Source organism: Paraburkholderia sp. EG286B (assembly GCF_040965655.1).
In the GTDB taxonomy this organism is placed as follows: domain Bacteria; phylum Pseudomonadota; class Gammaproteobacteria; order Burkholderiales; family Burkholderiaceae; genus Paraburkholderia.
This window is the reverse complement of the sequence record NZ_JBFRCF010000047.1, coordinates 1-22,481: the sequence shown is the minus strand read 5'-3', so window position 1 is coordinate 22,481 and position 22,481 is coordinate 1. Positions and strand designations below refer to the sequence as shown.

The 22,481-nt window shown below is 63.2% G+C and carries 21 protein-coding genes, 1 pseudogene and 1 other annotated feature; of the genes and pseudogenes, 10 read left to right on the top strand and 12 right to left on the bottom strand.

Going from position 1 to position 22,481, the window contains the following annotated elements; genetic code table 11:
* Window positions 1-765 precede the first annotated feature (765 nt).
* From AB4Y42_RS41525 to sctU, 12 genes and pseudogenes are all read right to left on the bottom strand, one after another.
* Window positions 766-1,514: pseudogene (locus AB4Y42_RS41525) on the bottom strand (IS3 family transposase); the annotation flags it as partial.
* Window positions 1,108-1,224, bottom strand: a sequence feature (AL1L pseudoknot). (Overlaps the previous pseudogene by 117 nt.)
* A gap of 73 nt (window positions 1,515-1,587) precedes the next feature.
* Entirely contained in the window at window positions 1,588-1,929 is a 342-nt protein-coding gene (locus tag AB4Y42_RS41520) for a hypothetical protein (RefSeq protein ID WP_368692841.1), read from the bottom strand.
* A 461-nt stretch (window positions 1,930-2,390) separates the two neighbouring features.
* The gene (locus AB4Y42_RS41515; RefSeq protein ID WP_368692842.1) at window positions 2,391-2,846 is read right to left on the bottom strand and encodes a CesT family type III secretion system chaperone; all 456 of its coding nucleotides are present in this window, start codon (window positions 2,844-2,846) and stop codon (window positions 2,391-2,393) included.
* A 48-nt stretch (window positions 2,847-2,894) separates the two neighbouring features.
* Complete coding sequence (locus AB4Y42_RS41510; RefSeq protein WP_368692843.1) at window positions 2,895-3,140, bottom strand: type III secretion protein; 246 nt, start codon at window positions 3,138-3,140, stop codon at window positions 2,895-2,897.
* 45 nt (window positions 3,141-3,185) lie between these two features.
* Complete coding sequence (locus AB4Y42_RS41505) at window positions 3,186-4,508, bottom strand: type III secretion protein (RefSeq protein WP_368692844.1); 1,323 nt, start codon at window positions 4,506-4,508, stop codon at window positions 3,186-3,188.
* Window positions 4,509-4,687: 179 nt separating this feature from the next.
* Complete coding sequence (locus AB4Y42_RS41500) at window positions 4,688-5,890, bottom strand: hypothetical protein (RefSeq protein WP_368692845.1); 1,203 nt, start codon at window positions 5,888-5,890, stop codon at window positions 4,688-4,690.
* Between the two features lie 24 nt (window positions 5,891-5,914).
* Window positions 5,915-6,178 carry a type III secretion system export apparatus subunit SctS gene (gene sctS / locus AB4Y42_RS41495; protein WP_342924805.1) on the bottom strand — a complete coding sequence of 88 codons (264 nt, stop codon included), beginning with the start codon at window positions 6,176-6,178 and terminating at the stop codon, window positions 5,915-5,917.
* A gap of 10 nt (window positions 6,179-6,188) precedes the next feature.
* Window positions 6,189-6,839: a type III secretion system export apparatus subunit SctR gene (gene sctR / locus AB4Y42_RS41490; RefSeq protein ID WP_368697562.1), complete on the bottom strand. Its 651-nt coding sequence runs from the start codon at window positions 6,837-6,839 to the stop codon at window positions 6,189-6,191.
* A complete protein-coding gene (gene sctQ / locus AB4Y42_RS41485; protein WP_368692847.1) occupies window positions 6,826-8,154 on the bottom strand; it encodes a type III secretion system cytoplasmic ring protein SctQ in 1,329 nt (442 codons plus the stop codon). Before sctQ ends, sctR begins: the two co-directional genes overlap by 14 nt.
* 15 nt (window positions 8,155-8,169) lie before the next feature.
* Entirely contained in the window at window positions 8,170-8,847 is a 678-nt protein-coding gene (sctP, locus tag AB4Y42_RS41480) for a type III secretion system protein SctP (protein WP_368692848.1), read from the bottom strand.
* A gap of 10 nt (window positions 8,848-8,857) precedes the next feature.
* Window positions 8,858-10,960: a type III secretion system export apparatus subunit SctV gene (gene sctV, locus AB4Y42_RS41475; RefSeq protein WP_368692849.1), complete on the bottom strand. Its 2,103-nt coding sequence runs from the start codon at window positions 10,958-10,960 to the stop codon at window positions 8,858-8,860.
* Window positions 10,954-12,060, bottom strand: a complete 1,107-nt coding sequence (gene sctU, locus AB4Y42_RS41470) for a type III secretion system export apparatus subunit SctU (RefSeq protein ID WP_368692850.1) — start codon at window positions 12,058-12,060, stop codon at window positions 10,954-10,956. Before sctU ends, sctV begins: the two co-directional genes overlap by 7 nt.
* A gap of 256 nt (window positions 12,061-12,316) precedes the next feature.
* On the opposite strand from sctU, the gene AB4Y42_RS41465 reads away from it, so the two are divergent.
* The 10 genes from AB4Y42_RS41465 (at window position 12,317) to sctC (ending at window position 22,089) form a co-directional block, all read left to right on the top strand.
* Window positions 12,317-12,913 (top strand): HrpB1 family type III secretion system apparatus protein, encoded by a 597-nt coding sequence (locus AB4Y42_RS41465; RefSeq protein WP_368697561.1) that lies wholly within the window; start codon window positions 12,317-12,319, stop codon window positions 12,911-12,913.
* A 90-nt stretch (window positions 12,914-13,003) separates the two neighbouring features.
* The gene (locus tag AB4Y42_RS41460) at window positions 13,004-13,396 is read left to right on the top strand and encodes a type III secretion protein HrpB2 (protein ID WP_368692852.1); all 393 of its coding nucleotides are present in this window, start codon (window positions 13,004-13,006) and stop codon (window positions 13,394-13,396) included.
* Between the two features lie 55 nt (window positions 13,397-13,451).
* The gene (gene sctJ / locus AB4Y42_RS41455; protein ID WP_368692853.1) at window positions 13,452-14,282 is read left to right on the top strand and encodes a type III secretion system inner membrane ring lipoprotein SctJ; all 831 of its coding nucleotides are present in this window, start codon (window positions 13,452-13,454) and stop codon (window positions 14,280-14,282) included.
* A gap of 10 nt (window positions 14,283-14,292) precedes the next feature.
* Window positions 14,293-15,126, top strand: a complete 834-nt coding sequence (locus AB4Y42_RS41450; RefSeq protein WP_368697560.1) for a type III secretion protein HrpB4 — start codon at window positions 14,293-14,295, stop codon at window positions 15,124-15,126.
* Window positions 15,111-15,920 carry a type III secretion system stator protein SctL gene (gene sctL, locus AB4Y42_RS41445; protein WP_368692855.1) on the top strand — a complete coding sequence of 270 codons (810 nt, stop codon included), beginning with the start codon at window positions 15,111-15,113 and terminating at the stop codon, window positions 15,918-15,920. The genes AB4Y42_RS41450 and sctL overlap by 16 nt, the downstream gene beginning before the upstream one ends.
* The gene (gene sctN / locus AB4Y42_RS41440; RefSeq protein ID WP_368692856.1) at window positions 15,917-17,272 is read left to right on the top strand and encodes a type III secretion system ATPase SctN; all 1,356 of its coding nucleotides are present in this window, start codon (window positions 15,917-15,919) and stop codon (window positions 17,270-17,272) included. Before sctL ends, sctN begins: the two co-directional genes overlap by 4 nt.
* Entirely contained in the window at window positions 17,269-17,775 is a 507-nt protein-coding gene (locus tag AB4Y42_RS41435; protein WP_368697559.1) for a hypothetical protein, read from the top strand. The genes sctN and AB4Y42_RS41435 overlap by 4 nt, the downstream gene beginning before the upstream one ends.
* A 5-nt stretch (window positions 17,776-17,780) precedes the next feature.
* Window positions 17,781-18,698 (top strand): type III secretion system export apparatus subunit SctT, encoded by a 918-nt coding sequence (sctT, locus tag AB4Y42_RS41430; protein WP_368692862.1) that lies wholly within the window; start codon window positions 17,781-17,783, stop codon window positions 18,696-18,698.
* Between the two features lie 633 nt (window positions 18,699-19,331).
* Window positions 19,332-20,240: a helix-turn-helix domain-containing protein gene (locus AB4Y42_RS41425; protein WP_368697558.1), complete on the top strand. Its 909-nt coding sequence runs from the start codon at window positions 19,332-19,334 to the stop codon at window positions 20,238-20,240.
* A gap of 55 nt (window positions 20,241-20,295) precedes the next feature.
* Window positions 20,296-22,089, top strand: a complete 1,794-nt coding sequence (gene sctC, locus AB4Y42_RS41420; protein WP_368697557.1) for a type III secretion system outer membrane ring subunit SctC — start codon at window positions 20,296-20,298, stop codon at window positions 22,087-22,089.
* Window positions 22,090-22,481 lie beyond the last annotated feature (392 nt).

Here is a 22,481-nt window from a genome sequence, read left to right as displayed (position 1 = left end):
AAGGATACGCATCTCTTCGAGCGTGTTGTGAGCCAGGCTCCGGCCATCTCGTTTCATGGGCGATGCTCTCAATAGCTATCGCCCAAGCATAGACCATCTGTCCGCAAAATTCCTGACTTATGAGTAATTAACCAGGCAAACCACTTAAACTGCCTCCCTTCGCCATGTAGCCGGCTTTCCCGACCTCGGACTACTACGGAGGCTCCGCCAGCCTGCACGTCATCGGGGGCACACTCCCTTGGCATCCGTGCAGACCTTCCCCAGTTCACATGCTGGACTCAACGCATGGGCGAGGCTGCCTGTCGCAGTCTTTATCCTTGCTTGCCGCAAGTCGTCGCGAACACCACGGTCTAGCTGCGCGCTCCCCGTGGTTCCATGCCGACCAGCATACATATCCAGTCGGCGCTCGTGCCGCCGGTCCATACGTGTGACCGACGTCAGTCCGCGTCCTGCCCATAAAGCGGTGTGGGCAGGGGTGACATTTCAACCCTCAGATGCGGTTTAACAGGTTCGTGTTCCTCAACCGTCCCATGCTCAGCCTGGAGGCTCATCTTGGCGTAACCGCTTCGCCGCAAGCCCCGTTTCCCACGGACTACGTCACCTTGCCAGTGTCAGCAAGTCACCGCCGCTTCGGCTCACTTCCTCTCGCAGCAGAGAAAGGGCATGCCCCGGTACCGCAACATCAACTACTCCGGAGTCCTGCATTCCAAACATGCTCAAGCAGCTTCACCCCCATACAGGCGGGCTACGCTGGCTGGGCGTACCATAGGTAAAATCTGACACCCACAGCGCATTGGGCCGTTTAGCCGTGAATTGCCGCTTCACGAGATCCTTCGGGCACGGCGAACCATCGCTCACTGTCGTGCGTACCGTCTTGCCCCGCACCACACCGCGCAGGCCCATCTGCTTCATCAGCCGCTCGACCGTGCAGCGCGCCACGACAATGCCTTCCCGCTTCAATTGCGTCCAGACCTTGTCCACACCATAGACCTGGAAGTTTTCTTCCCATACGCGCCGGATCTCATCCTTGAGCATCCTGTCGCGCCGGGCCCGCGGCGGCGTCAGGCCAGGATCGGCGCGGCGGCCCACGTGCTTGTAGTACGTCGACGGTGCGATCGGCAGCACCCTGCAGATCGGCTCGACCCCGTAGACGTGCCGATGATTATCGATGAACGTGATCATCACTTCGGTCGGCGGTCGAGCTCCGCCTGTGCGAAATACGCTGACGCCTTGCGCAGGATTTCATTGACCTGCCGAAGCTCACGCACTTCCCGCTCCAGTTCCTTGATCCGATCCTGCTCCTGCGTGCTTGTGCCCGGGCGCAAACCCCGATCCCGCTCTTCCTTGCGCACCCAGCTACGCAGCGTCTCGCCCGAGCAGCCCAGCTTCGCTGCGATCGAGGCGATCACTTTCCATTGCGATTCGTGGTCGCCCTGATGTTCCAGTACCATTCGCACAGCCCGCTCACGAACTTCCGGCGAGTACCTTGGGGACTTCTTCTTGGTGTTTTCCATAGCTCCATTTTCTCAAGAAGTGGAGCCTCCGGAAATCCCGGGGCGGTTCACTTCACGCGCGGCGTTGAATGCCTCAATCTGAGGTTCTGGCTCGTATTTCTGCCAGCGTATCCTCAAGAAGCTGCTGTGCTTCCTCGGCTGACTCCACGCCAAACATGACGGCCCCGAACGTGCCGTCGATGTGCATCATAAGCACGTGTGCCTTTGCGGTTTTGCCTTTCTTGAAACGGGTCACGAGTTTCCGGTAACCCTTCAGTGCCGTCCCTGAGGAAAACAGTGCTTCGTCGGGCTGCCAGTTATCGACATGACCACCCCACCAACGGGTATCGGCTTGGTCAATCAGCGCCACCAGCAGGCGGCGATTCAGTCTTGTTTGCTGTGCACTGGAAAATGCGTCTTCCAAAGAAAGTGTCATGTGCGTTTTCGGTCCCTGATCGGATGAAGCGGATGAATGTGCATCCACAGTTTCTCTACTTATGGCGGGTCGAATTGAGAGGCTTGAACGAAAATGCTAGCATGGCAATAGTAAAAAGCTGCGACCAGAAACGAAATGTCATACCTCGAACGCGAACGACTGCCACGTGCCTCGACCGGGCGTTGTCACGTTAAGGTATACCAGACGCAAGAGCGCACAGGAGGTAGATTTGCTCAGAAATTGGACGGATCCTGGGTGAGCCCAGTGACCCAGGAAGCGATGCCACCCGGCAAAGCGTGCGGCGAGCTGTTTGCGGCAGCAACGCGCCGACGGCGGGACGCGAAACGACCCGGTCGCTTCGGCCGCCGCATACACCGTACCCAGCCATCGCCCTGAGCGAAGACGTGGGCGCTGCAACCCGTGCGGAGCAGGGCTGCCCGGACTCATTTCAATATCCGGTATCATGCGCGCAGCCAGTAGTATTCGCCCGACGCTATGCCTTCGAACATTTCATCGGTGGACTCTAGGATGTTTTGCCGCCAGTAGCGGCCATGCTCGGCGTAGTGCGATAGCAGGTCGGCTAGCATCGAACCCGACAAGTTCTCTTGGAACGGCAGGCGCACCACCAGCACCATGCCACCCGTATCGGTATCGAGGCCAAGTTGCGCCTGGTCCTGGGCATAGACCAGCAGGTTTGCTTCGAGCATCAGCCGGAATACGATCAGCGTGCGGCCCGTGGTCACCGTGCCATAGTGGAAATTCGCGTACATAGCATCTAGATCGCTGTCGAAGTAATCGAGCCGCACATCGAAGCCCTCGACTTCTATCGAACGCGTTTTCAGCACGAACTCGACGTCGGGCAAGCCCACGACACGGCACAGTTCGGTGACAATCTGCGTGTAGCGTTCGCTGCTCACGCCATGATTCCATCAAATGAAGCGACAGGCTGCCCGCATGCGGACGGGTCAGCGCGCAGCGCCAATTTGTTGTTCCTGGAGATGACCAATCACGCGTGCCGCGGCCATGAATCCCCGGTACAGTCGCGCGAGATTGTCGCGGTCCAGTTCCGTGCGTCCCTGCGCCTCGCCAATCTCGCGGGCAGTCGCCTCCAGCGCGCCGCGCAGCCCGTCGATGTCCGCAAGGCCGGGGGTGGCGAGCGACGCACGCAGGCTGTCGAACTGGGCAGCATGCGCTTCGATCTGTTCGTACATGTAAGTCTCCGCAATAAATCGATGAACCTTGGGGCCGCCGCGCGCTCATCCCTGCGGCGCATGGCGCGCAGAAAGACTGGCGGCGGGCGGCGGCGTTAACATGACGCCCTGAGCGGCCTCCCATGTCACGATCTGCGCACTGCTGCTGGCGTCGGCGTGTGCGGCCCGGGCCACTTGCGCGCCCTTCCCGGCCGCCATGCCGGCTATGTGCCTGGCCGCCGCCGGTTCGAGCGGCGCGCCGCCCAGCACAGCATTGTCGGTAGGCGCGGGTGCTCGCGCCGGCGCGCCGCTCGGATTCGCGTAAGCGCCGGCAGGATCGGCATTGACTTCGGCTTCGGCATTGGCGTCGCCGGCGCCGGACACGAGGGGAGAACCGCTCGCGGGATCGCTGGATGCAAGCGTTCCAGGCAAGTCCACCGCGAAGATGTGCTTGATGCCATCGGGCGTTTCCGCATATCGCACGTCCTCCGATGAAACCATTTCCGAGTAGCTTGCTACCGCCAATTCCGGACCCGGCCGCGAAACCTGGTCCGCCTGGACCAGCAGCGCCTTGACATTCGAATCGAGATCCGAGCGCACGCGCGCCACGGCGGCATCGAGCTGGGTCTTGTCCGCCACGTGGCCCGAGATCACGAAGCGGCCATTGCCGGCGTAGGAAACTCGCGCACCGGCCACGCCGAGCGAATCCTGGATGCTGCGCACGTCTTCCTGGGCGACGTCGTAATTGCGCACGATGCCGTCCGGCGCAACGCGTGCAAGCAGAGCACGCACGGCGGCGGCGTCGCTAGTGCTTGCGACCATGCCGGTCACCGCCACGCTATTGCCAAGCGGGACTGCATGCAATCCGGCAAGGTGCGACTCGGCCAGTGCCTGCGATATCCTCAACGTGCGGTCGTTGGCGCTTGGGGGAAACGCTGCGTCGCTGATCTGCATGGTGATCACGAGCGCGCCTGCGGTGATCACGCCGCCAAGCAGCACACAGGCCGCAACCGCCGTTAGCTGACGGCGCCGCCGCCGCTGATGCCTCAGTGAGGCCAGGGGCGATTTCACCGGGCTGGCAAGCAATATGGAAAGCAGGTCCAGGTCAGAAGGCCAGGCCGTGTCTTCGGGGCCGAGACATAGCACAGTATCGTCGAACTGGACCGGCACGAAGTCAATCAGCAGGACCGCGTCGGCTTCGGCATCGCCGGGCAGATCGCGCGAAATGCTAACGACGCCCGTTTCATCGACATCGACATGCGCGTCGGGACCTTGCCAATCGGCGAGGTGTATGTCCGCGTCGTCGTCCGGGCCAACGCGGTGCCGCCCTGGCGTGAGCGGCAACGACCCGCCTGCATGGATACCCGTCAGTATTCGGAGAACTTTCATCGCGTGTCCTGCATTGCGGTTCAGTGGCGGCGGGGGCCGCGGGATGGCTTGCGCGGGCCCGCTGGCCGAGTGCGCGAAGGAGCCTGTCGAGAGTGGCCAGTGTCAAATGTAGCGATTCACGATCGCGCTCACTCAAGGTTATACGAAGCGTGCACAGCGCAGGCGAAGCTTTGCGCTTGTCAGCGGCGCGTGCCTCGTACACCTGGGCCAGCGCCGCTCGCCGCCGATGCCGATCGCGGCGCATCCGCCCGTAGTTCCTCGTGTGTCGTGCGCGTTGCTTGCAAGCCGATGAGCGCTTCCTGCATGCCGATACGGGCAATCGATTTGTCGAGCGAATCGTTCGCCGACGGCCGGTCACCATTGAGCCATATGAGCGGGGCCAGCAAACGAGCGTCGCGAACCCGTTCGCCCCAGGCGCGGGGCGCGTCTCCATCCTGTACCTGACGCGACCAGGGAGCGGCCGTGGCTACGGCAGGCGTACTGCCGGCGTGCACGGCGTTGCCTGCCGTAACTGCGCCCATGGGCGTGGCGGCACGTTGTTTCGTCAGTTCGACGAAGGGTCCGAGTCCCGCGACCGGCTGTGCGCCATTGCGGCGCCTGAACGCAAGCCAGCGCCGGACGTGCTGGATCATGCCGAGATGAAAGGCCGCGGACGGATCGGCCGCGAGCCAGTCGACGATATCAAGCAGGCCGTGGCCCCAGATGCCTCGCATGGCGCTTGAATGCCGGGAATCGTCGCTGGCGGCATCAAAGCAGGCGGCGATGGCAGCGAGTGGCGAGGCGGTGCCGGTCTGCTTTATCGTTTCGCTTGCCGCTCCTGACTGACGCGCATCGCGCCTGTCGTCCGGCTGGCGCTCGCGCTGTTGCTGACTGCCGCCGCCACCGCCGCCAGTTCCGTCACCACTGCTGCCTTGCTGGCCGCCGTCGTGCGGTCGCAGGCTCTTGCGCATCGACCCGCCCGTGGCCTTGACATGCAGCTTCTTGCGGTGCTCCTGCGAGCCCCCTTGGTCCGAGGCGCCTCTGCCTTCGTGCTGAGCATGGCCGCCACGGCCGTCCTGACGCAGTGCCACAGCCGCATCACGCGGATGAAACACGCTGACTTCGGAGCCGCCGCTTTCCTCTGCGCCGCCTGCATACTCGCCATGGCGGCTGCGCCGCATAACCGAGCGCAGCCACCCGAGCCGCAGCAGATTCCGGGTGTTGATCGAGCGGATTTGCCTCGCATGCTCCGAATTGCCGCCATAGGCATAACTGGTGCCGTGATGCAGTGTGGCAAAGCGCATGCCGTTGTGCGTAGCCTGCGAGTGATCGAGGCATTGCGCCTCCGAATGACGTTGCGCTTCGACAGCCGCTGCGGCATCCTGCGATCCGATCGATGTCATCGTTGTCCTCCTGTCATCGGCGCGCTATTGCGGTAGCACCGCGCTCATCATCTGGTCGGCGAAATGCAGGACCGCGGCGCCCGACAGCGGCGCGGCGATGACAATCGTGACCGTGACCGCGATGAGTTTTACCGCATGCGAAATCGACTGGTCCTGTATTGATGTGATCGCCTGCAGGAACGACACGCCCAGCCCGACCAGTGCGGCCACCACCATTGTCGGCAACGACACGGTCAGGCAGAGCAGCACGCCCTGTATGGTGTACTGGATCAGCGTGTCCATTTGCATGGCGGGTTTCCTATCGATAGCTCATTACGAGCCCGTGGATGAGCGTCGACCAGCCGTCCATCACCACGAACAACAGCAGCTTGAAGGGAATCGCGACGTTGGTCGGCGTGATTTGGTTCAGCCCCATTGCAACCAGCACATTGGCGATGATCAGGTCGACCACGATAAACGCGATATACAGCATGAAGCCGATCTTGAACGCCTCGGTGAGTTCAGTCAGAGTGAAGGCGGGCGCGAGCACGATCAGGTCGTCCTCTTTGAGCACCTGCGCTTCCTGCTTGGGCCACACCATGTTGGCCGAACGCACGAAAAAGCGCTTCTCGCGTTCCTGCGCGTGCGCCTTGAGAAACGTGCGGAACGGCTCCTTGGTTGCGTCGAAGATCTGGATCATCGCCTGCGAGGATTGCGGCTCGATTGACTGGCCCTGCAACTGCTTGCTGGCGGCGATGCCAATGGGCGCCATGGCATAGATCGACACCAGGATCGCAATACCGTTGAGCACCATGTTGGGTGGTACCTGCTGCACGCCCAGCGCGTTTCGCAGCAGCCCGAGCACCACCACGACCTTGGCGTACGACGTCACGACCATCGCCACGAACGGGATCACGCTGATGACAACGATTGCCAGCAGCAGCCCGGTGATGTCGCTAAACTGAACCATCGGCAGACCTCGGACGCCCCGCGGCGTAGTACGCCATGCGGATGATTCGCACGCCAAGGTGCTCGCCGACCGTCACCAGTTCGCCGTACCCGATCGTGCGCCCATGCACGACGAGACGCAGACGCGCGTCGGCAAACGGCACGGGAAGCTCGACTACGTAGCCGGGCCCAAGGGTGGAAAGCTGTGCAAGCGGCATGGCGACCGTATCGATTTCGAATTGCACGGGCAGTTCCAGCTCGCCAACCCGGATGAGGTCATCGGCTTGATTGACGGCGGCGGCTGCATCGACAAAAGCCGAGTCCAGCTTGTCTGACATGTACGGCTCCTTGGCGAGGATGGGCGTTGGCCCGTCGAATTGCACGGCGGCGCACAGGCGCTTGAGCCCCGGCGTGCCCCATACGGCAACGGCGCGGGGCGCTGGCGCGCCGTGGCCTCGGTCAGCGCCATCCGGCGCGGTTTCGTGCGAGGCGAGGATCTGAGCGTCGAGTCCAGGAACGAGGGCGCGCAGCAGGACGTCGCCCGGAGACAGTTCCTGAAGGGTGGCGACTGGCAGTGCCTTGACGCCAAGCACAATGCTGCCCGGTAGTAGCAGGTCATCAAAAAACGGAACTGGCGAGATGCGCGCGACACAGGCGTCAAAGACCATGAGCGCGGCGCGCGGCAGCGACAGCAGATGTTCATAGCGTTCTGGCGCGCGGCCGGTGGCGCCTCGCGCGGGGTCCGCCAGCGCATAAGCGAGTTGCACGACTGGTCCGGAAGCGCGGCTTGCAAGGCTCCCGCGCGAGATACCGGCAAGACGTGCATCGACAAAACCAAGAATCATCATGCGCGTCAGCAGCGGCTCGACAAGCAAGCCCGCCACCGCCAGCGTGAGCGCGTCACGCGTGCGCGAGGCGGCTGCGTCCGGTGCGGCGCCGGCCGGAGCGCTCATGCTGCCGCCCAGCGCTATACGCAGCGAGGGATATTGTTCAAGGTCGACCTCGAGCAGCGCTTCTGCCCGCGCGGCGGGATTATCCGCCATGCTGAACGCGAGGCGCAGTACCGCCGGATCGCGTGCTCGCGACCCGGCGCTCGCCTGTTCGCCTGCCGCGAGTACATCAATGGCGATTAGCTGCGCGCCGCCTCTCGCGGCGCAATCCGCAAGCCGAAGATCGCACAGCGACTGTAAGAAGGGCAGCAGTTCACGACTGACAGGCGTGAGCCTGAGCGCGGCAACGGGCATTGCCGGGCCGGCGGCGCGCCGATGCACAAGCGCGGCGTGCACGAGCGGCCTTGGAGGCGAATCATCGTCGGGTTCCGGAACCGAAGCGGCCATTGGCTTTACCCTCGCTTACCAAACGGTGATCTGAATGTCGCGGATGTTGCCCCACCCACTGAGTGTTGCATCGAGTTCCCGTTCAAGCATTGCACTGTGGCCCAAGAGTAATTGCCTGGTCGCGGGATCCGGCGCATCGAACCGAAGCTGCATGACGAAACGCGAAAGCGTGAGGTAGAGCGTGGTGTGCGGAAACAGCGTCTCATCGAGCGGCATGCGCACGTCCCAGTTGCCCGCTGCCGCGATGGCGCGGTCATTGGCGAATCCCGCGATCTCATGTGCGAGTGTCCCGACTATGTCGAGTCCCCGTTGCTGGCTCGCGAACACAGAGGCAACCAGCGCCTCGGAGGCATGCTCTACACGCGGTCCGATGCCGTCGTTGCCGGCGGCATCGGAAGAAGCGGGGGCCAGTGCCATGCTGTCAAGGCGCGTGTTCATCAGGCCAGCGCTCAGCAGGCACGGGCCGTCGCGCGAAGCCGGCGAGCCGCCGTCGTCTGCTCCGCCGCGATGCGCGCCTGCAGGTTGTACGGCATGCGGCTCCTGTCCGACCGGCCGATGCAAACCGGGACCGCCGCGCAACAGGCTCGCGTAATCGAAGTTCGAAAAGCGCTCGGTCTGGTTCCATGTGCCGCCATCATCTGCGTGGTCATCGACGGGAACGACGCGCAGGCGGCGCGAATGGATCGAGGTCATCGCAGCAACTTCAGAGGCCAACGCGGCCGAGCGGCTTGAACTCGACCTGCTCGCCCAATTCCTGGTACGAGTACACCGCGAGCCAGCCGATGCGTGGCTCGATCATGCGCCGCACGTAACGGCGGATATCCATCGACGTGACGAGCGCCACGCCGCTTTGCGGCGTCTCGCCCACAAATGCCTTGATGCGTTCAGTGAGGGTAGCCATGTCCTCGGGCGGCAGCGCAAGGAAATTTCCGGTGGGCGTCTGCTTGATCGACTGCCGGATGTGTTGTTCAACCTGCAGGTCGAACAACACCACTGAAAGGGTCTTGCCGCCCGCGGTCGCACGATGCGCAAGGAAGCGCGATAGGTCGCTGCGCACGTACTCAGTGAGCATCAGCGCGTCTTTTTCCCTCGGGCCCCAAACCATCAGGCTTTCCATGATGGTGCGCACGTTGCGGATCGATACGTGTTCCTCCAGCAAGCGGCGCAGCACGTCGGCGATGCGCTGCAGCGGCAAGCCCTTCTGCACTTCGGCGACAAGGCCAGGATAATCGGCGCCGAGCTGATCGAGAATCCACTGCACTTCCTGGATGCCGAGGAAGAGCGGAGCATGCCGGTGCAGCAGCGCCACCGACGCATGTGCGATCACCTGCTCCGCGCGCCATACCGTGGTCTTCGGGGGCACCTGGCGGTCTTCGATCCAGTGCGTGGGAGTGCCGCTGGGTTCGATCGGGTCGCGCGTTTGCGCCTTTGCCATCAGCGCGGCGAGCGCACCAGCGTCCGCGGGCACGCTTGCGGGCATCGACAAATGCAGCATGTGCGCAGCCTCGGGCAGCATCACCTTGCCGGGCGGCAGTTCAATGCGCAGTTGCTGGACGTCGTGCATAAGGATCTCGCAGGTGGACGGGGGCAGTGCGGCATGCGTCCACATGGTGATGCCGGGAAAGGGCAGGCCGAGTTCTTCCTGCAGCGCACAGCGTTCGAGATCGAACGACTTGTCAAGTGACGGAATGGTCAGCCGCGCGAGCAGGTCCGGCGCAATGCGCACGCCTAGCGCGCAAGTGAATTGCGGCGCGCGCGTGAGGATTGCAGGCGTCTGCGTCCTGGAGCCCGAGCGTTGCATGGCATTGAGGCCTTCATCCTCCTTGGCCGGACGCTGCGGCGTCTTGCGGTTCAGGCCGAACGCAGAAAACGCCAGCGTGCCCGAGAGCAGCAGGAAAAGCGCGGCGGGAAAACCCGGGACGGCGGCGAACGCAAGCAGCAGCGCCGACGCGAAGTACAGCGCGCGCGCACTGGAACTCAACTGGCGGCCGATTTCGTCGCCCAGCGAAATCGGCTTCGAGCGCCGTTCGTCCGAGACCCTCGTGATCATCACGCCTGCCGCTACCGAAAGCAGCAGTGAAGGAATCTGCGAGACCATGGCGTCGCCCACCGATAGCACCGAGAAGCGGTTCGCCGCTTCGCCCGCGCTCATGCCGTGGTACGCGACACCCACGGTGATCCCCGCGACAATGTTGATGGTCGTGATGATGAGGCCTGCGATCGCGTCGCCCTTGACGAACTTCATCGCGCCGTCCATGCGGCCGTGCAGCTGGCTTTCGATTGCAAGCGTCGCGCGCTTCATGCGTGCCTGTTCGCCGGTCAGCAGGTTGGCGCGCAAGTCGGCGTCAATACTCATTTGCTTGCCCGGCATGGCGTCGAGCGAAAAACGCGCACCGACTTCCGCCACGCGTTCGGACCCCTTCGATATCACAATGAACTGCACGGTCGTGATGATGCCAAACACCACCAGCCCGACCACCAGGTTGCCGCCTACCACCAGCTCGCCGAAACTGTCGATGATATGGCCAGCCTCAGCGTGCAGAAGGATCGATTTGGTGGAGGCAATGTTCAGCGACAGCCGGTAGAGCGTGGTGAACAGCAACAGTGCCGGAAACGCGGAGAGCGAGAGCACGTTCGGCACGTAAAGCGTGATCATGAGCAGTGTCACGCTGATCGCGATATTGATTGCGAGCAGGATGTCGATCAGTGCGGGTGGCAACGGCAGGATCATCAGCGAGAGGATCGCGACGATCATGGCCGCGATACCGAGTTCTCCCCCGGCGGGCAGTTTGAGCGCTTTCAGCATGGCAGGTCCGTTGAGTCGCCGGAACGGGAAGAGGCGGTTCCGGTGTCGCCGCGCCGCGCGCCGATGGCATTGACCCAGCGAAGTATCGCCGCCACGGTTTCAAACAGTTCCTCGGGAATAGGCTGGTCGACGCCGACCTTGTAGAGCGTGCGCGCGACAGGAGGATTGCCGACGATCGGCACGCCCGCATCACGCGCCGCGCCGCGCAGCCTTGCAGCCTGTTCGTCCACGCCTTTTGCGATCACGCGCGGCAACGGATATTCGTCGGGTGCATAGCGCAGTGCGACTGCATAGTGTGTCGGATTCACGAGCATCACATTAGCCAGCGACACGGGCGCCTGCACCGCCGTCTCCAGGAGAGATCGCACAATCCGCCCGCGTTCGCGCTTGATGCGCGGATCGCCCTCGAGCTGCTTGTTTTCTTGCTTGACTTCGTCCTTGCTCATCATCAGCCGCTTGATGAACATCATCGACTGCAGCTTGACGTCTGCGCAGCCTGTGAGAAGCAGGATCGCCGTCGCGATGACCAGCAGGCGCACCATGATGTCCCACATCATCAGCACGAGGCCAGGCAATGGCCGATATAGCGATCCCACGATCAGCGGGAACAGCCACTTGATGGTGACATACATGACTGCCCCCATGAGCGCAGCCTTGATGATCATCTTCGCCATGTCGATCACAGTCTTCACGGAGAAGATACGCTTGAGGCCGGTCATTGGATGGACGGCGGTCAGGTTTGGCGTCACGGGTTTCATCGCGATCTTGAAGCCGACCTGCGCGCCGCAGGCGAGGATCGCCGCGAGCGCTGCCGCGCACACGCAGGGAATGATCACGAGCAGCGCCGCTCCGCCGAGCTTGAACAACTGTGCGTAAAGCTTGGTGTCCGAATGATCGGCATCGACGAAGACGATCGCGAGCGCGATCAAGCCGCGAAACGCGTCGTTGAGATGGCTTGCGCCCGCTGCGAGCAGCAGGACCACCGCTGCCATGCTGACAGCCGACACGAGATCCGCGCTATGGACGGCCTGACCGTCCTTGCGCGCGTCCGCGAGCTTCTTGCGAGTGGGCTTTTGAGTCTTTTCGTCGGTCTGGCTCATGAAACGGCTCGGTGAACGGCGGGAGGATGCCAGGACAGATATGGCCGGCGCGTAGCCGGGATGGGCCGAAAGCGTGCCGACGTTACCGCGCCCCGCCTGCGCCGACCGGTATGCGGGCGAAACGAGCGCGTGCGAGGCGAAGCACGCCGGGCACTTCGGGTGCGCTGCGTTTGCTTCGCGTCGGTGCTGCAAGGCGGTGTATCCGGTTGCTATGGTACTTTCGTACCCGTATAAATTCATCAGGGAGTCAGCGGTCGTGAACGCCAGCAAACCGGAGTACCTGAACTGCAGTGCCGAGATTGTCGGCGGATTGATCGAAACGATCTGTGTGGCGCTGTTCGAAAAGTTTCCGAGACCTTCGGTGGATCGTGAAGACGTCGGCCTCGTGCTCGATGCGCTGCATGTGTTGCGCCCTGATGTCGCCGAAGTCGATGCGCTGGACGGCATCCTGCACATCGTAAATGGCAATTGGGACGACGCGATCCATATCCTTCACCAGGTCGTGGCGCGAGCGCCGGGCTTCCTGTATGCGAAGTCGTTGCTTGCTTTCAGCCTTGCCGCAAAGGGTGACTCGCATTGGCGCCAGTGCGCGGGCGAAGTGATCGAGAGTGACGCGGCGGGCGGAGACGCCGACAAGCTGGTGCGCGCGCTGATTGCCCGGGACGACCTGATGGCCGCGCACCGGGCCGGTCAATTGAACGGCAAGTTTGTCATGCCCGATTCGGTTGCGGCGATGATCGAGATGGCGCGAGCACCAGCGGACGCACGAGGCACGCCGAATAGCGCAGGCAGCGGCCCGCAGACAGGCGCGGCGGCCGAAAGCGTGCCATACCAGGGCTTTATCGGCGCGTGAAAGCGAGACGCCGAGCATCGTCTGGTGCAGGTTTGAAGATTTTCACGTGAACGCGGCGCCAACGCCATGGCAATCTGTCAGGAGACACCCATGAGTATCAGTATTGAAGCCCTGCAAATGCGGGCCGCACTCGATTCGCTCGCGCAGGGCGGGAGCAAGGAGGGAACGACGCCGGCGGAGCTGGCCAGCCGCTTCGAGTCGATGATGCAGGGTGCGCATCTTGAAGCGCCGGCCGCGAACACGCCCAGCGGCATGCAGACCGCCGCGAAGGTCCTGGCCACCCAGGACGCCGAACTGCAGCGCATTCCTGTTGACGCCCAGGCGTTCGTCCAGGCGGTACCAACTATGTCGATGCAGCAACTATCGGCGAGCGCCACTACGCTGATGCTGGATATGTCGGCCGAGCAGCTTGATCTGCAGGCGAAGATGGGCGTGGTCCAGTCGACCAGGTCGGCAATCGAGACACTGATGAAGAACCAGTAATTCCGCACCAGGCTTGCAACGGCTGGTTGGATCGTCACTCAGAAAAACGCAGGGAATGCACATGGTGGAACAAAGCACGCTGCGCCCCGTAAGCAGATGGCTGTTGTGCGCGCTTGCGCTCTGCATGCTTCTCGGCGGCTGCAAGACGGCGTTGTACGACAAGTTGGCCGAGCAGGATGCCAACGAGATGCTCGTAGCGCTGCTGGAGCATGGCGTGGATGCGGGCAAGGAGACGTCAGACAGCGGCAAGACCTGGTCGCTGAAAGTGGATGACAGCCAGCTGATGCAGGCCATGCAGGTGTTGCGCGCGGCTGGCTTGCCGCACAGCCGTTACGACAACCTCGGCGAGTTGTTCAAGAAGGACGGCCTGGTGTCCACGCCCACCGAGGAGCGCGTGCGGTTCATCTATGGCATGTCGCAGGAGCTCTCGTCGACGTTATCGAAAATGGACGGTGTGCTGGTCGCACGCGTACAGATCGTGCTTCCGAACAACGATCCGCTCGCGCAAATCATCAAGCCGTCGTCGGCCGCGGTGTTCATCAAATACCGGCCGGACGCGGATGTCGGCGCGCTGGTACCGCAGATCAAGACACTGGTCATGCATAGCGTGGAAGGCCTGAATTACGACGAAGTCAGCGTAACCGCGGTGGCAGCCGACCCGGTCGACGTGGCCCGCATAAAAAGCGCTTCCGGCACGTCGGCATGGGTGATTGCGGCTATCGTGGGCGGCTGTCTCGTGGCTGCGCTCGCGTTGCTGGTGGTGGCGCGGCGCAGCGTGCAGTCGGGCAGCGAGCCCGGGATGGACGCAGTGAAGGGCGCGGGCGGCAGTCTGGTCGGGCGCGTCCGCCGGATTCTGGGACGCGTGCCTGCGCGGCCGGCGGGATGAGCGCGGCCGGATGTCGTCTGCAATGGCAAACGGCACGATGCCTCGCCAGCGCGCGTGCGCCGCGTTCGCAAACCGACTGCAAACCAGGAGTGACGCGACCATGAGCGCGCGGCTCGACCAACCTTTCATACGAGCGGCGGCAGCGCTGCGCAGTTATCGCGCCAACGCTGGCGAAGCCGCGCGTTGGATGCATCCATCCTGGACACTGTTCCTGCTCGCGCTTGACGCGGCGCAGCTCGCCGACTGGAACCGCGCGCTTGCACAGTCGTCGCCTGCTGCCGTGGAGCGTGTATCGCTTGCTTTGTGCGCAGGCGCGGGCGTGGTCGCGCCGTCTATCCCAACGCTCTCGCAGCCGGCCTTGCGTCCCCGGCCGCAAGGCGCGAGCCCCAATCCCTCGCTGATCGACGTGGTTCCTGCCGTCACCGGACAGCAGGTGCTGCGCATGCGCGCGCTCTCGTTCCGGCGCACGGAAGTGCGCCGTCTGATCGACCGGCGCTCGCGTGAACAGCTCTCCGCGTGGGCTGGGTGCTCAGTCGATTCGCTATGCCACGACGCGCATCTTGCCGAGGCGCCGGATCTTGCACGTCTTGGCATGCGGGCGCCGATCATGCCGCTGGGCGAACTGGACGCAGATGCACTTTCGCTCGAAGGCCTGATGCTGATGCAGCGCGACCTCGAAATGCAGGCGTCCCCCTGTCCGCTGCTGGGCCTGGCGTTGCCCCGCATGCTGCATCCGCCCGCATGGATTGCGGGCATGCCGCGCGAGATCGATTCACCTGGTACCGCGCGGCTATTCGCGCGGCTGCCGGAACTGCTACCGGAGTGGGCATGGCTATTTGGTTGAGAAACACTCGTCAATTGCAGAACGGCGCCGCTGATGATCCGGGCAGCGCGCGCGTGGGTGCTCCCGCGGAAATCATGGGCGCAGCGGAATTCGGCGCGCTGGTCGCGCTCGACGAAGGCTTCCGGGTGCTGCACAGCGAACGCGAGGCAGTGCTGGCTGCGGCGCGAGAGGAAGCAGCAAGGCTTGTCGATGCGGGCCGTGCGGAGGCGGCCGGGTTGATCGAACAGGCGCGCCGCGAGCGCGAGACGGCAGCGGCGGAAGGTTATCGCGAAGGCGAGGAGCGCGCGCTCGCAGACTGGTTCGAGCGCACCGCGCAAGAAGGCGACGCACATGCGCGGTTGCTCGGACGCATGCGCGAGCGCCTGGCAGCCGTGGTGTCGGTTGCTGTCGAAAAGGTGGTGAGGGTCGAACAGCGCGGCCTGTTGTTTGAACGCGCTCTTTCGGAAGTCGACCGCATTGCAGGCGGCGCGACTTATCTGAACATCGCCGTGCATCCTAACGACCAAGATGACGCCCGCATCGCTTTCGACCGGCTGGCCATGCGTTGGCGGGAAATAGGGCAGGCGTTTCCGCTGTCCATCGTGGCGGACCGGCGGCTTGCGCCGGGCAGTTGCATCGCAGAATCGGATTTCGGCACGGTCGACGCCAGTCTCGAAACGCAGCTGCGTGCAATGCGCAGTGCCGTGTCGCGGGCGCTCAAGCGCGCCGCCCTGGACGCGGAGCGAGACAGCTCCGGCTCGCCGGAAGAGGGGGGTGCGCCGAGCGACCAGACCAGCGAGGTGCACAGCACATGAACCAGCCCCGGCTCGAAGCGGACTTCAGCTTTTTCACCGACGAAATCGAGCGTGAGCTGCTCGAGGCGTCGGGCATCGTGCGAACAGGCAAGGTGGTCGAGGTGGTCGGCACGCTGATCAAGGTAGCGGGGCTTGACGTATCGCTCGGTGAGTTATGCGAGCTGCGCAACCTGGCTGATGGGCCGGTGCAGCACGCGGAAGTTGTCGGCTTCACGCGCGACCTCGCGCTGCTCTCTCCATTCTCGCGGCTTTCCGGTATTTCGCGCTCGACCCAGGTGTTCGGCCTCGGCCGGCCGCTGGAAGTCGGCGTAGGCGACGCGCTGCTCGGCCGTGTGATCGACAGCCTGGGCGTGCCGCTCGATGGCGGTCCGCCGATCGAAACCAGCGCCACGCGCCCCGTGTTCGGTACGCCGCCGCCTGCCATGGGCCGCCGCCCGATTACGCAACCTCTTGCCACCGGCGTGCGCCTGGTGGATGGCCTGATGACGCTGGCGGAGGGCCAGCGCGTAGGCATCTTCGCATCGGCGGGCGTGGGCAAGAGCACCTTGCTTGGCATGTTCGCGCGTGGCGCCGAGTGCGATATCAACGTGATCGCGCTGATTGGCGAACGCGGACGTGAAGTCCGCGAATTCGTCGAGGAGATTCTGGGAGCGGACGGAATGACCCGCTCCGTGGTCGTGTGCTCGACCTCGGACCGGTCTTCCATGGAGCGCATGAAGGCTGCGTATGTTGCAACTGCAGTTGCCGAATATTTTCGCGACCGGGGCCAGCGGGTCCTGTTGATGATGGACTCGCTTACCCGATTTGCTCGCGCGGGCCGCGAGATCGGCCTGACCGCCGGCGAGCCGCCCGCACGGCGCGGTTTCCCCCCTTCTATCTTCGCTGAATTGCCGCGCCTGCTGGAACGCGCGGGGATGGGCGCGGGAGAGCATTCAGGCTCGATCACGGCGCTTTACACCGTACTTGCCGACGACGAGAGCGGGACCGATCCGGTGGTCGAGGAAGTACGCGGCATTCTCGACGGCCATATGATCCTCTCGCGTGAGATCGCGATGAAGAACCGTTATCCCGCCATCGACGTGCTAGGCAGTCTCTCGCGGGTGATGCCGCGCGTGGTGCCCGCACACACGCTGCAGGCGGCCGGCCGCGTGCGCGAAATGCTGGCTAAGTATCGCGAGGTCGAGATGCTGCTGCAGATCGGCGAATACCAGGCGGGCAACGATCCTGTCGCCGATGAAGCGATTGGCAAGCGCGCCGCGCTGGAAGCTTTTCTCACGCAAGGCACCGATGAATTCACACCGCTTGAGCGCACCCGCGCCAGCCTCGCCGAACTCGGCGGACCAGCGCTATGAGCGATCGCCGCATCGTGGCGCTCGAACTTTCCGCGCGTCGCCGCCAGCGCCTGGACGACGTGTTGCGTGGCACGCTCCAGCAGCAGCGCGAGGGACAGGCGCAGCAAGTCGCGCTGTGTGCCGCATGCCGGCGTCAGGCCGACAGCAGCGCCGCGGCGCTGCTCGAACGCAACGAACGCCTGGATGCGCTCATGGGTGAAACCCGGGCGTTTTCTGTCGAAGCGCTCAATGAAGCGCGGCGTTACCTAGAGCGCGTCGCCGAGCTCCATCACATGAACCTGTCCGCTCTCGAACGGCAGCAGGCAGAACTGGTGCAATGCGACGCCGCGATTGCCCGGACTCGCCAGCAGATCGCGGGCAACCGCATGCGTATCGATCTGGTCAAGGACCGCGCGAGTCGCATACAGCGCGAGATCGACAACACGGCAAGCGATGCCGCTGACGACGAGGCGCAGGAGAATGCCGTTGGCCGCATGCTGCGCGCGCGTAGCGTGGCCGCGTGAATTCAATTGCAGCGCTGCCGCCATTCGTCGAACTGATCGACGGCTATCTGCTCCTGACAGGGCTGTGTGCGCTGCGTCTGTTTGTCACCTTCTACATCTTTCCGCCGACTGGCGACACCGTGCTGCAAGGCCTTGTCCGGACCGCACTTGTCTTACTGTTCAGCGCTTACGTTGCGTATGGCCAGCCGCGCGATTTCATTGGCACGCTGCATGGCGCGCTGCTGGTCGAAGTGGGAATGCGCGAAACGCTGATCGGCCTGGTGATCGGCTTCGCTGCGTCCGTGGTGTTCTGGGTCGCGGAAGGCGCAGGCACTTATATTGATGGCCTGAACGGTTACAACAACGTGCAGATCAGCAACCCCACGCGGCCCGAAACATGCACTCCAACCGCCGCGCTGCTCGGCCACATTGCGATCACCGCGTTCTGGGCGTTCGGCGGCATGACCTTTCTCCTCGGAGTGGTGTACGAGTCGTACAACTGGTGGCCGGTTTCGGCAGCGTCGCCCAACGTCCCGAACATCATTGAAGCGTTCACCATGCGCGAAACCGACACGCTAATGCAACTGGTCGCCAAACTCGCCGCGCCAATGATGCTGATCCTGCTGCTGATCGATTTCGCCTTCGCCTTCGCAGTCAAATCGGCGGCTAAGTTCGACCTGATGACCTTGAGCCAGCCCGTCAAGGGAGCGATGACCGTGCTGATGCTGGCGCTCTTCGTTGGCCTCTTCGTGGATGAGGTCAAGGACCAACTCATCCTGCGGGATTTCTCGGTCAGAATGCGGGCGCTTTCGCAGAAGGTAGGCGCCGGAAAACCTGACGCCGTGTCGGGCGCGCAGCCGCCTGCCGTGACAAATCCGGTAACGAAAACTCAATACTCCTCAAATTGTCATAGGAAGTCAGATTTATTGAAAGTCTCGATTTAATTCACCGTTACATTGACTGTCATCCGGAACGACACGCGCCGCAGCCAGCGCATCACCAGGAGCACAGTCTTGTTCTCGACACTGTATTTCCCATTTGTCGCCACCATTTCCGCATCTCGCCCAGTCAATGGCGAACCCTTCGCTGCTCGCTTCGTGAAAGCCGTGACCGAGGGCCAGCTCGCGAGCGCGAGATCTATTGCAGGAAGATGGGCGGAAGACCCCGGCACAGGGGACGAGGGCGCCAGGGTGGTGCAACGTCACGCCGACCTGCAACTCATGGCGCGTGTGGAAGTGGAGGCGGAAGAGGAGTACCGGCGCTCGCAGAAAATGATCCGCTCGTCGAAGCGGGCGCTGCGTATTGCGTCATCCCGCAACGCTGGTTGGCAGGCGCTGTTTCGCAACCGCCTGGGCCCCGCGCTCGCCTGTTTTTCGCGTCTCGCCGATGAAACCGATATCACGCCCTCGCGCGCGGCTGAAGCACGCTTTGCACTCGTGTGCATTCTCCAGGAGCTTGGCATTACCGCGCAGATCGGCCCCGCACTCGCTGACTTGCGCTCACGGCTGGACGAGATCGACGACGAGTCGCGCGGCCACTGGGGCGAACTCGTCGATACACTTGCGTTCGACCTTGCCGTGCAGGCAGATATCCGCTCGGCGGCCGCGCTGCAGGATCACGTGTTCTGGCAGTCGAGCCTTGCCGACCACGCCACGCTTGTATTCGGCACGCCTTCGCGCGGTATCGACGAACTGCTCGCCGATACCGCGTACGTCCGCTCGCCACTGCTTCGCATTCGCATCGACTCGCTGCGCCAGCAACGCGCGGCGGCCAGTGGCGAGCGCGCCGCGTTCGGCAAGCTGCTCGACCATCTGCGCTGGGCGGGCGAAGAAAACCTGCCGGATTACCAGCGCACCGCGCGGCTTGAAGCGGCGCTCGCCGCCCTCGCCGGCGCCACGCCGCAATTGGCGGAAGAAGTGCTCGCCCCCCTGCACCACGTGGCGCGGCAGGTCTTCACAGGACATCGCCAACTTGAATATCTCTACTGCCTTTCCAAGACGCGGCAGTCGCAAGGGCGCGGGCTGGAAGCAACGCAGCTGTATAGCCGTTATGCGCTGGTCGCGATGCAGTGCCTGCGCGCGGATTCATATCTGCGCGCGCTGCTTATTGAGCGGAACACGAAGGCCGCGCCGCAACTTGACGATATAGGCGCACGGTTGCCTGCAAAATATCGGCGTGCTTATCAGTTCGTGCTCGAAAACCTTGATCGTCATGATCTGTCGGTCCGGGAAGTCGCGGCGGAGATCGGCGTGACCGAACGCGCATTGCAAAGCGCGTTTCGCACCTTACTGGGACTTTCGCCTACCGAGTTGATCCGCCGCCAGCGGATGGAGCGTATTCGCGGGGAACTCCTCGACGGGTCGTCCGCCAGCGAGCGCGGAATATTGCACGCGGCCGGCCGATGGGGCGTGAAGAACCGCTCGACGCTCATCAACGGATATCGCAAGCAATTTCACGAACTGCCTTCCGAAACGCTGAAACGCTAGCTTTCCTGGTCGCGAGCCTATTCGACATCCGTCCAATTCCTATTCCCCATCCGACATGAAATCGACGCTCTTCTTCAGGGCGATACTCGTTGCTGCGCTCATCAGCGCGGGCGTGCCCTCATGGACGCACGCCACACCCGTGCGCTGGCGCAATCAGACCGTGCATATCCTGGCGCACGGTAAGAACCTGACCGACGTGCTGCGCGATTTCACGGCAAGCCAGGGAATCACCACCTCAATCGCCAGCAACGTGCAAGGCACGGTCAGCGGCGAATTCAACATGACGCCGCAGCGCTTTCTCGATACGCTCGCGTCCACGTTCGGCTTGGTCTGGTTCTACGGCGGCAATATCCTCTCAATCAGTAACGCCAACGATGTAACCCGCCAGGTGATCTATCTCGATCACGCTTCGCCCGCACAGCTGGTCCGCGCGTTACGCTCGATGCGGCTTGACGATCCGCGCTTTCCAGTGACCTATGACGCGGCGGCCGGCACCGTGCTGGTGAACGGTCCGCCGCAATACGTGCAGGTTGTGCAGTCGATCGCTCAGCGGGTTGACCAGTCGAAAGACCGCACTTCGGGACCGGTGGTAAGGGTGTTCAAGCTGTATCACGCCTGGGCCGACGACCACAAGGTCCAGATCGACGGCCAGAACATTACGGTGGCCGGCGTGGCGAGCGTGCTGTCGAGCATCTACCATCCTCGGCGCGGCTTAGATAATGCGCCGGCTTCAGGCTCGCCAAGTATCCAGCGCGTGCAGCAGATGAGCGATCTGAGCGGCAGCGCCGACGGCGGCGGCTTTCGCAGCACTGTCGGCAGTGGCGGAGGCGCGCCGCAAATGCTGATGCCGCCGTTGCCGTCGAACCTGAACGTGGGGGCAACCTACGGTGGTGAAGTCGGCGGCATGACGGGCAATCCGGGCGCGGGAGATGCGTTCTTTGGCGGCAACAACAACGGCGGCGGCTCCGGCGGGCTGGATGCGTCACTGCCGGTGATCCAGGCCGATCCGATCACCAACTCCGTGCTGGTGCGGGATATTCCGCAGCGCATCGATCAGTACGACGCGCTGATCAGTCCGCTCGACGTACGCCCGAAGGTGATCGAGATCGAAGCCCACATCATCGAGATCGACGACGACTTGCTCAAGCAGATCGGGATCGACTGGCGCGCGCACAACCGCCATCTCGACCTCCAGACCGACTCCGGCGCCACGTCTCAGACCGGCTACACAGGCTCGCTGAATCCAAGCTTCGGAACGACCACGCTGTCGGACGGCACCGCCGTCATCAATTCAACACCGGTGGGCGGTTCTATCACGGCGGTCCTCGGCGACGCTGGCCGCTATCTGCTCGCGCGTGCAAATGCTTCGGAATCCACTACGCTCGCCAAGATCGAGGCCACTCCGAAGGTCGCCACGCTCGATAATGTCGAAGCGGTGATGGACAACAAGACACGCTTCTTCGTGCGGGTATCAGGCTATACGTCGGCGGATCTCTACAGCATCTCGACTGGCGTCTCGCTGCGCGTGCTGCCCATGGTCGCGCAGGAGAACGGCGAGACTCGGATCAAGCTTAACGTGCATATCGAAGACGGCCAGATTGCCGGCGACCAGACTGTCGACACATTGCCGGTCATCACCGAGAGCGTGATAAATACGCAGGCGTTTGTCACGCAGGGCGAGAGCCTGCTGATTGTAGGCTACAGTACAGACGCAGAGTCCAATGGCACTACCAACGTACCGGGCAACTCCGAAATTCCCGTTCTCGGCGCGCTGTTTCGCAACAACACCAATAGCCACTCGCACATGGAGCGCATCTTCCTGCTGACGCCGCGCGCGATCGAGTTCTGATGGGGGCGCATAACGCTCAGTCGGCGTCCGGATCATCCCCGCAGTGGCTGGCGCGCGTACCGGCAATGCCGTTGGCCAGCGAGCCGGGAATCCAGCAAGCAGTCGGTGACGCCGGCCAAGGCTGCACCGACTGGGCGGCAGCTCCGGCAACAGGGCGAAAGACAGCTATTTGCGCGTATGCGCCGTTCAGTGGCTTGTGAGGTGCGCCGGCGGAAACTCGCGCTGGGGCAGCGGCAGGGCGCCTAAGCTGCGGTGCGGGACAATCTGAAGTTGACCCGCAAAAACGGACACCTATGCTTTTGATCAGGAGGTGTCGAAATGGGCAGGCATCGTACCCCATACCCTGTGGAATTCCGGGCCCACATGGTCGAGCTGGTTAAGTCCGGCAGAAC